The organism is Jongsikchunia kroppenstedtii DSM 45133 (assembly GCF_000380485.1).
Taxonomy (GTDB): Bacteria; Actinomycetota; Actinomycetes; order Mycobacteriales; family Mycobacteriaceae; genus Jongsikchunia; species Jongsikchunia kroppenstedtii.
The window spans coordinates 57061-65846 of sequence record NZ_AQYG01000034.1 but is presented as its reverse complement, the minus strand read 5'-3'; the positions used below and the strand labels follow the sequence as shown (position 1 = coordinate 65846).

Below are 8786 nucleotides of genomic sequence, written 5' to 3'. Positions count from 1 at the left end.
ACCAACGGGGTGAACCGGCGGATGCTCGCTGGCCGCGGCATCAAGACCGTTATCCCGCAGAAGAGCACCGAGACCGACGCCCGCAAACGCAAAGGCTCCACCGGTGGGCGGCCTCCTGCTTTCGATGCAGTCCTTTACAAGGGCCGCAACGTTATTGAGCGTTCCTTCAACGACACCAAGCAGTGGCGCGCCCTGGCCACCCGCTACGACAAACTCGCCATCACCTACCGAGCCGCCGTGGTCCTACAGGCATGCCTCCGCTGGACACGCCTATTAGGAGACACGCCCTAGCTGGAGGCGTGCCCCGCATGGCCCCCGTCGACGCCGAGGCCTACTGGCTGGCGCCGAAGACACGCAGCGATCAGTTCTTGCTGTTCGCTTTCGACGCGGCGGAGCCGCGGGATGTCGGTACGCTGCGCGCCGGGCTCATCGGGCGGGCGCGGAGTATCCCGGATCTGAATCTGGCTGTGCGGGAGACGTTTGCGTATCTGGACTTCCCCTATTGGGTGCCGTGCCCTGCTCGAGAGAGCCAGGTGGTCGCGCGCGACCCGGCCGGGTCGGCGTGGCAGGACTGCCTCGACGATGTTGCGTCGCTGATCTCCGAACAACTCGATCCGCGCCGCGAGGCATGGCGGGTGCACCTGTATCCGACGGTCCTCGGCCTTCCGGACGGCACGGTGCGGGGGAGCGTTGCGGTGCTGCAGATTTCGCACGCCCTGGCCGACGGCCGCGGTTCTACGGCGCTGGCCCGGCAGCTGTTCGGCACTGACGTCAACGTCGACAGTGGTTTTGGCGGTGGCTTTCGCGGTCCGGCGGCCGCGGCGATCGGCGGGCTCGTGCGCCTGCCGATCCGGTGGAGCATCACCGTCGGACGCGGCTGGCGGGCGTTCCGGTTGAGCCGCGACGATCCTGCCGGACCGGCAGCGGTGTCGCCGGGACCGCTCAACGTAGCGCCGGGCGAGGATCGGCAGCTGCGAGTGGTGGTCGTCGACGCGGAGCGGCTCCGCATTGGCCAGCACGGCGTCACGGTCGGGGCGATCATGGCCATCTCCGATGCGCTCGCAGGCGCCCGAATTCTCTCCGGCGATGAGCGACTGGTCGTGGAGCTGACCATCGGACGGGCGAGTGATGGTCTGGCGCGCAACAACTTCCATACCGCGGCGGTCGACTCTCATTGCGAGATCGCCGACCGAGATCGACGCGCCGATGCCATCGCGCAGTCGATCGAGGATGCACGGCGTCGGGATGCGGCTCCTGGCCGTGCGGCCTCCAGACGAGCCACTGAGGCCACACCGGCATTTCTGATGCGCTGGGGGGCGGGAGCTTTCGATCCGGCAGTGCGGTCATCGATGGTGACGGGCCATACCGTCGTGTCGTCGGTGAACCGCGGTGCCGCCGATCTGACACTGGCCGGCGGGCGGGTGCTGTTCACGACCGGGTTTCCGGCGTTGTCGGTGATGCAGGGCGCCACGCACGGCGTCCATGGCATCGGCTCGACAGTGGCCCTCTCGGTGACGACGAGCCGTCGGGTGCTGCCGGACGTCGACGGTTACGTCGACGTGCTGTGCAGAGTGTGTGCGAGCGGCCCGAACTCGCTCCCATCAGACACGGGCGAGTGATCGGCCCGTTAGCCCCGTGCGAATACCGTTCTCAACGGCCACAACGGTATTCGCAAGGCAGGCGGCTATCCTCGATCGACGTTTCGGACCTCAGCGGACATCGCCGCTTGCTGAAATTCGACGATGGCCTCGCCGTAGTCGCTTGCCCACCTCGTCAAGACCTCGATGGGCTCGACAAGGGTCTGCCCAAGGTCGGTGAGGCTGTACTCGACCCTGCGCGGTGAGTCGGCGCGGCGTTCCACCAAGCCGTACTGCTGGAGTCGGCGCAGGGTCTGCGTGAGGACCTTGCGCGAGATCCCACCGATGAGTTCGCCGAGTTCACCATGCCTGCGTGGCTGTTGGCTGAGCCCGAAAAGCACAAGCACGGCCCATTTATCGGAGATGATCTCCACCGCGAGGCGCGTGGGGCAGTCGGCAAGGTACACGTGCCCCGAGTTCTGCATGTAATCCAAGGTACCAAGTGGTAACGCTCGGCTTCGTAACGTGTTTGGGGAGTGGTAGGCCAACGCGAAGGAGTCATCAATGCCACGAGTTGTCGTATTCGACAGGTTCGGCGATCCGGACGTCATGCACATCGTTGACGAGTCCCCGGTCGAGCCCGCGCCCGATGAGGTGCGCATCAGAATCGAAGCCTTTGCTGTCAATCCGCTTGATCAGATGATGCGTTCGGGCACCTCACCGGCGCCTGTCGCATTGCCGCACGCCCGGCTCGGGATCGAGGGAACAGGCGTTGTCGATGCGCTCGGCCGCGACGTCACCGGGCTCGGGATCGGAGATCCGGTCATTCTCACCGCGATTCCGGACGCCGTTGTCCGGGGCAGCTACGCGGAGTACACCACGGTCCCGGCGAGTAGAGTCATCGCCCGGCCTCCGGGTCTCGAGGTCGCCGAGGCGGCCGCTGTCTGGGTCGCGTACTCCACCGCCTACGGCGCCCTGGTAGAGAAGGCGGGGGTGCGGCCTGCGGACCATGTCCTCATCAGCGCCGCCTCAGGCGGTGTCGGCCGGGCGGCGATCCAGATCGCCAATCAGATCGGCGCCGTGCCCATCGCCGTCACCCGCCACAGCGCAAAGAAAGACGAGCTTCTCGCGGCCGGTGCGAAGGCTGTCGTGGCGACCGACCACGAGGACATCGCTGACGTTGTCCGCGAGCACACCGATGGGGCCGGGGCTGACATCGTCCTCGACCTCGTCATGGGTCCCGGCCAACAGGATCTGGTGAAAGCGACACGCGCAGAAGGGACATTGGTCGCCGCCGGCAGTCCGGATCCGCGGCCCACGCCGTTTCCGGCCGCAGCGCTGCGGATCTTCCGGTACCGCAGCTTCGAGCACACTCTTGACGACGCGGCAGTCAAACGCATGGCGGCATTTCTCAGCGCCGGTGTTCGCCTCGGGGCCTTGCGTCCCGTCGTCGACAAAGTGTTTGCACTCGATGAGATCGTCGACGCACACCGTCACCTCGAAGACGGACGACACGACGGGAAGATCGTCGTAACGGTCTAGCGAATGGTCGTCAGAAGTCGGTTACTCCTGACGACACGTGCCGGTGTTCGAAGACCGTCAGTCCGCGGTCGCGACCAACGGCTCGAGCGTCAGGTCCGGCAGTTCCTTCTGGATGTACTGCAGGCGCCACTTGTCGCTGACCAGTGCCAGCAGCACGCCGTCGCTGCGGGTGAACACCTCGAGCCCGCGTTGGCGTCCGAGTTCGTCCGCGCTCTCGGCGTCCGTGCGGCGGGCCAGCGTGTAGGGCAGGTGGTCGAGCGAGGTGTCGATGCCGAACTCGGTCTTCATCCGCGCCGTCACCACCTCGAACTGCATCGGGCCGACGGCCGCGAGTACCGGCGACGCGTCGCCGCGAATGTCGTTGCGCAGCACCTGAACCACGCCCTCGGAGTCGAGCTGGTCGATGGCCTTGCGGAACTGCTTGTACTTGCCGGCCGAGTCGGCCCGCAGGATCGAGAAATGCTCCGGCGCGAACGAGGGGATCGGCGGGAACTGCACCTTCGAATCCACGTAGAGCGTGTCTCCGGGCGTGAGGGCCATGGCGTTCACCAGGCCCACGACGTCACCCGGATACGCGGTGTCGACGGTCGAGCGATCACGGCCGAACACCGCCTGGGCGTACTTGGTGGCGAACGGCTTTCCGGTCTGCGCATGGGTGACCACCATGCCGCGCTCGAACTCGCCGGACACGATCCGCATGTACGCCAGGCGATCGCGATGCGCCGTGTCCATGCCGGCCTGCACCTTGAACACGACCGCACTGAACGGGTCGGTCACGGTGCGGGCGTGGCCGTCCACGTCGTCGCGTGAGGCGGGGGCCGGGGCCAGCTCCACCAGAGTCTCCAGCAGTTGGCGCACACCGAAATTCAGCATCGCGGAGGCGAAGATCATCGGCGAGGTCTGGCCGGCCAGGAACGATTCCTGATCGTGGTCCTGACCCATCTCCGAGAGCAGCTCGCTCTCCTCGGTGGCCGCGGTCCACCGATCACCCTGCTGGGCTGTGGCCTCGTCGGCCGAAAGATGTTCTTCGGGAGCAATTTTCGCGCCACCCGCGGTGCGGGTGAAGTGGATGTACTCGCCGCTGCGGCGATCCAGCAGCCCCTGGAAGTCTCCGGCGATGCCCACCGGGAGATACAGCGGCGTCGGCGTCAGCCCGATGCGCTCGGAGATCTCGTCGATCAGCTCCAACGGTGTCTGGCCCGGCCGGTCCCATTTGTTGATGACGGTGATCACCGGGATGCCGCGGTGCCGACAGACCTGGAACAGCTTCAGGGTCTGTGGCTCAAGGCCTTTCGCCGCGTCGATGAGCATGACCGCGGCATCGACCGCCGTCAGCACCCGATAGGTGTCCTCGGAGAAGTCGGCGTGGCCGGGGGTGTCGACCAGGTTGATCACCGAGGGCTCGTCGCCGTCCGGTGCACCGGCCGCCGTGTAGTTGAACTGCAGGGCCGTCGAGCTGACCGAGATGCCGCGCGCCTTCTCCATCTCCATCCAGTCGGAGACGGTGGAGCGGCGGCTGCCCTTGCCGTGGACGGCGCCGGCCTCGCTGATCATCCGGGCATGCAGGGCCAGCGCCTCGGTCATCGTCGACTTACCGGCGTCGGGGTGGGAGATGATCGCGAAGGTACGGCGTCGCGACACCTCGCGCGCGACAGCATCCGGGCTAGAACTCACCGGCCAATGCTATGGCCGACCAGGGTCCTGGATGAAATCAATCGAGCCGATGCGGACTCACTCGAACGGGATCGGTGGCATCCGAACCACCTGGGAGGCGTAGCTCAGGCCGGCGCCGAAGCCGAGGAGCAGGGCCAGGTCGCCCGGCTTGGCCTCGCCGGTGGACAGCATGTGCTCCATCGCCAGCGGGATCGACGCGGCCGAGGTGTTGCCGGCAGTCTCGATGTCGTTCGCGACGGGCACCCCCTCGCGCATGCCGAGGTGCTTGCCCAGCAACTCGTTGATACGGGTGTTGGCCTGGTGCGGCACGAAGGCGTCGAGCTCCTCGGGACCGATCTTGGCCGCCTCCATCGCCCGCTGGGCGACCTTGGTCATCTCGAACGCGGCCCAACGGAACACCGCGGTGCCCTGAATCCGCAGATACGGCCGCTGCTTGCGGTCGCCGTCGAGGAATGTCACCCAGTCGATGTCCTGACGGATCGCGTCGAACTGGCTGCCGTCGGTGCCCCAGACTGTCGGGCCGACCTGCTGATCGGGCGTCTCGCCGACGACCACGGCGCCGGCGCCATCGCCGAAGATGAAGCAGTTGCCGCGGTCGGTCATGTCCAGTGTCTCTGACAGCTTCTCCGAGCCGATCACCAGCACCTTCGACGCGCTGCCGCCGCGGATCATGTCCGCGGCCACGCCGAGCGCGTAGCCGAAGCCCGCGCAGCCGACGGTGATGTCGAAGGCGGGAACGCCATTGGCGCCGAGTTCGGTCGCGACCAGCCCCGCGCAGGCCGGGGTGAGCAGCATGTGCGTGTTGGTGGCGACGATGACGCCGTCGATGTCGGCCCCGGTCAGCAGCGCGTTGGCGATGGCCTTGCGGCCGGCCTCGATAGCCATCGACCCGGCCGTCTCGTCCTTGCGGGCGAAGCGCCGGGTCTTGATGCCGGTCCGCGTGAAGATCCACTCGTCGGACGAGTCGATCTGCTCGCAGACCTCGTCATTGGTGACCACCCGATCGGGCCGGTAGGCCCCGATGCTGAGCAATCCGATGTTGCGGGTACCAGTCGCGTCGGCGATCGTGGCCATAGCCAGGCTCCTCAGTGTGAGACAGATAACTCCGTCCTGACGCTACTCCATCGAAAAACAGGGGATCGCGGGCGAAGGCAACCCGCCAGTAACACTGCTCCATCAATCGGGTCACGCGCTGTCGCGGGCCACCTAAAATGCGTGTGTGTCCACGGACTCTCGGCTCCCGCAGGGTTTTCATTCGGTGACGCCGCGCATGGTGGTCGATGACCAATCTGCTGCGGTCACGTTTCTGCGGACGGTGTTCGACGCGGCAGGCGACATTCAGCTGGGGCGGCCCACCGAGATCCGCATCGGCGATTCCCTGGTGATGGTGTCCGCATCCGGCGAGCGCGACAGGTTTCCGGCGCTCCTGTACGTCTACGTCGATGACGTCGATAGCACCTATCAACGCGCACTGGATGCCGGTGCCGTCACCATGGAGACGCCACTGGACACGCCCTACGGCGACTATCGGGCGATCGTGCGTGATCCGTTCGGCAACGTCTACCAGATCGCCTGCCGACGCATGTCGCGTTGAGCTTCCGGAAACCGATCGGCCGTGCGAACTAGTCCTCTTCGGGAGCCGGAGCCGGCGGCAGTGTGACGACCTGGCCTGAGTAGCTCAGACCCGCGCCGAAGCCGAGTAGCAGCGCGACCTGACCGCCCTTGGCCTTGCCGGTACGCAGCATCTCTTCCATGGCCAGCGGGATCGAGGCCGCCGACGTGTTGCCGGTGGTCTCGATGTCGTTCGCCATCGGCAGATCCTCGGGCAGGCCCAGGTTCTGCTTCATCAGTTCGTTGATGCGGGCGTTGGCTTGGTGCGGGATGAAGACCTCGATGTCCTCCTTGGCGACGCCCGAGTTCTCTATCGCCTCCGACAGGGCCCGGGGCAGGGTGATCGCCGCCCAGCGGAAGACTCGGGGGCCTTCCATGATCATCGACATCCGGGGCATCGGATCGGTCTCGGGATCCTTGTGCTGATAGTCGGCGGCGACGAACTGGTAGTTGAGGAAGTCGAAGTTCTGCCTGATCGCGCTCGCGTTCTCGCCGTCGCTGCCCCACACCGCCGGCGAAACGCCGTTCACCTCGCTGGGCCCGAGCACGACGGCGCCGGCGCCGTCGCCGAAGATCATCGCGGTACCGCGGTCCTTCGGGTTGATGCCGACCGTCATGGTCTCCGCGCCGATCAGCAGGACATGCTCGGCGGTGCCGCCGCGGATCATGCCGGAAGCCACCGCCAGTCCGTAACCGAAACCGCCACAGCCGGCGGTGAGGTCGAACGCGGGCACGCCGTTGATCCCGATGTCGTACGCGACGCTCGGTGCGCCGTTCGGGACGAATGTCAGCCAGCTCGAGGTGCACAGGATGACCGCATCGATCTTCTCCGGTGCGACCCCGGAGTTCTTCAGGGCACGGGCTCCGGCGGTCGCCGCGATGCTGCGAAGCGTCTCATCCTCGCTGAACCAGCGGCGGCTCTTGATGCCGGTCCGCTCCTCGATCCATTCCGGGGTCGAGTCGAGAACCTCGCACACCTCTGCGTTGGTGACGACTCGCTTGGGTCGGTATGCGCCGATACCCAGCATCGCCACGTTCTGGTGGCCGGTCGTCGTGTTGATGTTCACCATTGGCTTGATCTCCTACCGCACAATTCGATTCGGGACGCTACCAGGCATGGACCTGGTTCTGGGCGTCCTCCAGCGAATGTCCAATCAGCAATTCGGTTGCATCGCATGCGTTTTCCAGCATCAGCGCGAGCTGTGACTGTTCGGCGGACGCGAAGGGCTTGAGGACGAAGTCGGCAGGGTCCTGCCGGCCGGGGGGACGGCCGATGCCCAGGCGCACGCGAAGGTAATCGCGTGCGCCGAGCACCTGCGAGATCGAGCGCAGGCCGTTGTGCCCACCCTCGCCGCCATCTCGCTTGAGTCGCACCGCGCCAAAGTCGATGTCCAACTCATCGTGCAGGACAACGACATTCGGCGTGGGAACGGAATAGAACTTGGCCAGCGGACCGATCTGGCGGCCGGATTCGTTCATGTATGTGGTTGGCTTGGCGACGATCACGGGGGTGCCGGACAGTCGCACCGTGGCCACCGCGGCCCCGGACTTCTTGTGCGCCTTCCACTTTTCGCCGGCGGTGGCGACCAGGCGATCGGCGGCCATAGCGCCGACGTTGTGCCGGGTGCGCTCGTAGCGCGCACCCGGATTGCCCAGTCCGACCACCAGCCAAGCGTCAGTCATATCAGTGCGAGATCAGGACTCGTCGCTGCTCTCGGCGGGTGCCTCGGCCTCAGCCTCGGTGGCCTCGCCCTCGGCGGCGGCCTCGTCCTCGACCGGTGCGGCCGCGATCTCGTGCACGCCGACGACCGGGGCGTCCGGGTCGGTCACCAGGGTGACGCCCTCGGGCAGGATGACGCCGGCGGCGGTGACGATGGTGCCGACGGCGGCGCCCTCGACCGAGACGGTCAGCGACTCGGGGATGTTCAGCGCGTCGGCCTCGACCTCGATGGTGGTCGCGTCCTGGGTGACCAGGGTGCCTGCCTCGGCACTGCCGACGACCTCGATGGTGACCTCGACGGAGACCTTCTCGCCCTTGCGGACGATCAGCAGGTCGGTGTGCTCGATGTAGCTACGGATCGGGTGCACGTCGACCTGCTTGGTCAGCGCCAGCTGCTGGTCGCCGTTGATGTCCAGCTCGATGATCGCGTTGGTGCCGTTGGCGCGCAGGATCGCGGCGAAGTCGTGGGCGTTGATCAGCAGGTGCTGCGGCTCGGTGCCGTGGCCGTAGAGGACGGCGGGGACGTTGCCGGCGCGGCGGGCGCGGCGGGCGGCACCCTTGCCGCTCTCGGTGCGGACCTGCGCGGTGAGCTGATTGGTGGTCGGCTTCTTGGCCATCGGGGTTCTCCTTGTTATGCCGGGGGCTTTCGGTGGTAGCGGCGA

The 8786-nt window shown here is 66.6% G+C and carries 10 protein-coding genes; 4 read left to right on the top strand and 6 right to left on the bottom strand.

Annotation, left to right across the window (positions count from 1 at the left end; translation table 11 throughout):
• Together G341_RS0102750 and G341_RS0102745 are read left to right on the top strand one after the other, a co-directional pair.
• Nucleotides 1–291, top strand: a 291-nt coding sequence (locus tag G341_RS0102750) for an IS5/IS1182 family transposase (protein WP_018177576.1), incomplete at its 5' end; no start/stop codon positions are given.
• Nucleotides 292–308: 17 nt separating this feature from the next.
• Nucleotides 309–1619 (top strand): wax ester/triacylglycerol synthase domain-containing protein, encoded by a 1311-nt coding sequence (locus G341_RS0102745; RefSeq protein ID WP_018177575.1) that lies wholly within the window; start codon nt 309–311, stop codon nt 1617–1619.
• A 65-nt stretch (nt 1620–1684) separates the two neighbouring features.
• On the opposite strand, the gene G341_RS0102740 is transcribed toward G341_RS0102745, so the two are convergent.
• The gene (locus G341_RS0102740) at nt 1685–2062 is read right to left on the bottom strand and encodes a winged helix-turn-helix transcriptional regulator (RefSeq protein WP_018177574.1); all 378 of its coding nucleotides are present in this window, start codon (nt 2060–2062) and stop codon (nt 1685–1687) included.
• A 79-nt stretch (nt 2063–2141) separates the two neighbouring features.
• On the opposite strand from G341_RS0102740, the gene G341_RS0102735 reads away from it, so the two are divergent.
• Nucleotides 2142–3119: a zinc-dependent alcohol dehydrogenase family protein gene (locus tag G341_RS0102735; protein ID WP_026303166.1), complete on the top strand. Its 978-nt coding sequence runs from the start codon at nt 2142–2144 to the stop codon at nt 3117–3119.
• Nucleotides 3120–3176: 57 nt separating this feature from the next.
• Here the strand turns inward: G341_RS0102735 and G341_RS0102730 are convergent, their stop codons facing one another.
• Entirely contained in the window at nt 3177–4793 is a 1617-nt protein-coding gene (locus G341_RS0102730) for a peptide chain release factor 3 (protein WP_245556892.1), read from the bottom strand.
• Nucleotides 4794–4850: 57 nt separating this feature from the next.
• Nucleotides 4851–5867, bottom strand: coding sequence for a beta-ketoacyl-ACP synthase III (locus tag G341_RS0102725; protein ID WP_018177571.1), 1017 nt, complete (start codon nt 5865–5867; stop codon nt 4851–4853).
• Nucleotides 5868–6012: 145 nt separating this feature from the next.
• On the opposite strand from G341_RS0102725, the gene G341_RS20780 reads away from it, so the two are divergent.
• Entirely contained in the window at nt 6013–6387 is a 375-nt protein-coding gene (locus G341_RS20780) for a VOC family protein (protein WP_245556891.1), read from the top strand.
• Between the two features lie 28 nt (nt 6388–6415).
• On the opposite strand, the gene G341_RS0102715 is transcribed toward G341_RS20780, so the two are convergent.
• From G341_RS0102715 to G341_RS0102705, 3 genes are read right to left on the bottom strand one after another with little or no spacing between them, the layout of a single operon-like run.
• Nucleotides 6416–7474 (bottom strand): beta-ketoacyl-ACP synthase III, encoded by a 1059-nt coding sequence (locus G341_RS0102715; RefSeq protein WP_018177569.1) that lies wholly within the window; start codon nt 7472–7474, stop codon nt 6416–6418.
• Nucleotides 7475–7511: 37 nt separating this feature from the next.
• Nucleotides 7512–8087, bottom strand: coding sequence for an aminoacyl-tRNA hydrolase (gene pth / locus G341_RS0102710; RefSeq protein ID WP_018177568.1), 576 nt, complete (start codon nt 8085–8087; stop codon nt 7512–7514).
• Nucleotides 8088–8099: 12 nt separating this feature from the next.
• Nucleotides 8100–8741 (bottom strand): 50S ribosomal protein L25/general stress protein Ctc, encoded by a 642-nt coding sequence (locus G341_RS0102705; RefSeq protein WP_018177567.1) that lies wholly within the window; start codon nt 8739–8741, stop codon nt 8100–8102.
• Between the last annotated feature and the right edge of the window lie 45 nt (nt 8742–8786).

Excerpts from the sequence above, each read along its gene's own strand:
- G341_RS0102740 (WP_018177574.1), bottom strand. The coding sequence starts at position 2,062 with ATGCAGAACTCGGGGCACGTGTACCTTGCCGACTGCCCCACGCGCCTC.
- pth (WP_018177568.1), bottom strand. The coding sequence starts at position 8,087 with ATGACTGACGCTTGGCTGGTGGTCGGACTGGGCAATCCGGGTGCGCGC.
- G341_RS0102715 (WP_018177569.1), bottom strand. The coding sequence starts at position 7,474 with ATGGTGAACATCAACACGACGACCGGCCACCAGAACGTGGCGATGCTG.
- G341_RS0102745 (WP_018177575.1), top strand. The coding sequence starts at position 309 with ATGGCCCCCGTCGACGCCGAGGCCTACTGGCTGGCGCCGAAGACACGC.
- G341_RS0102735 (WP_026303166.1), top strand. The coding sequence starts at position 2,142 with ATGCCACGAGTTGTCGTATTCGACAGGTTCGGCGATCCGGACGTCATG.
- G341_RS0102705 (WP_018177567.1), bottom strand. The coding sequence starts at position 8,741 with ATGGCCAAGAAGCCGACCACCAATCAGCTCACCGCGCAGGTCCGCACC.
- G341_RS0102725 (WP_018177571.1), bottom strand. The coding sequence starts at position 5,867 with ATGGCCACGATCGCCGACGCGACTGGTACCCGCAACATCGGATTGCTC.